A 1,402-nucleotide genomic window follows, 5' to 3' on the forward strand; every position below is an offset into this window, starting at 1 on the left:
TGAAATATTATGGAGATTTTTAAAATATGAATGGATTGAATTTAGCGCCTATAAAGACCGAAAGAGCCTCCTCGCTTACGTTAAAAAAGTGCTGGACAATTTTGGAGGCGAGTATGTAATTAATTTTGCCTAGGTACTTACTGAATAATGACGCAGAAATCACTTTTTTAAGGAGAGAATAAACAGTTTGGTAGGTTGGGTTGAGGCACGAAACCCAACGCCAGTTGCGTAAACACCAATCCAATAAATGTTATTCTAACTTGATGCAATACCGTAGAGCAAAAACACCTAAAGCCACTTATTTTTTTACAGTTGTGACATCCAATCGTCACAGAATTTTGTGTGAACCTGAAAATGTGGATTGACTACGAAATGCTTTTAAATATGTTATGCGACAACATCATTTTAAGATTGATGCTATTGTCATTTTACCAGCTCCCATTCATGCTCTTTGGACATGGCCTGAAACGGATGCAGATTTTTCAACTCGTTGGCGATTAATTAAAAGTTATTTTAGCCGTCAATGTCATTCTCAATATCAGGGTAAAATTTCAACATCTCGACAACATAAAGGAGAAAAGGCTATTTGGCAACGTCGCTTTTGGGAGCATCAAGTTCGAGATGGTCGCCAAGGGCGCGCCTACGGCGATCGAGATTTTGTTAATCATCTCGAATACATCCATTATAATCCCGTGCATCATGGATTAGTAAACGCTCCGAAAGATTGGCAATATTCCAGTTTTCACCGTTAGGTTGAAGAAGGAATTTATAATCAGATGTGGGGAGCTTCAGAAAGGCTGATCTTTGATAGTGATATTGGTATGGAATAAAATGTAGAAGTGGAACCCAAAAAATTAAGGTAAGAAATAAGGGCAATGTTGGGTTTCATCTCTTATAATCCTTTCTGTTGCATAAGAAAAACCGAAGAACCATAAAATGTAGGTTGGATTGAACGAAGTGAAACCCAAAAAATTAAGGTCAGAAATAAAGGCAATGTTGGGTTTTGTCACTAATAGTTGGTATCGAATAAAATGTAGATTGGATTGAACGAAGTGAAACCCAAAAAATTAAGGTCAGAAATAAAGGCAATGTTGGGTTTCGTCACCTCAACCCAACCTACAAGATCAGCGATCGCACTTACATGATTGATGATTTTGGCGATAAGGCGATAAGTTCATGAAAATTAGAACAAGCGAGTTATCCAGAAAAATAGTCGGTTCTTCGGTTTTTGTTATGCAATGGACGGGGGTTATAAGGGATGGAACCCTTATATAGAAAGGCATTTGGCGATTTTTGTCAATTATTTTTGATCTAGAGCGAACTAATCAATTAAGTCTCTTGCCAGATAAGGATTTAGTCGATTTATGCCCCCCTATCGAACCATAACAAGTAACGAAGAGCC

At 37.6% G+C, this 1,402-nt stretch carries 2 pseudogenes; both read left to right on the plus strand.

Annotated features, from left to right (window positions below):
* Nucleotides 1-133, plus strand: a pseudogene (locus tag O9290_RS13000) (IS630-like element ISMae24 family transposase); the annotation flags it as partial.
* 130 nt (nucleotides 134-263) lie between these two features.
* Nucleotides 264-830, plus strand: a pseudogene (locus tag O9290_RS28520) (REP-associated tyrosine transposase).
* The last annotated feature ends 572 nt before the right edge of the window (nucleotides 831-1,402 follow it).

The organism is Microcystis sp. LE19-41.2A (assembly GCF_027530405.1).
Classification (GTDB): domain Bacteria; phylum Cyanobacteriota; class Cyanobacteriia; order Cyanobacteriales; family Microcystaceae; genus Microcystis; species Microcystis aeruginosa.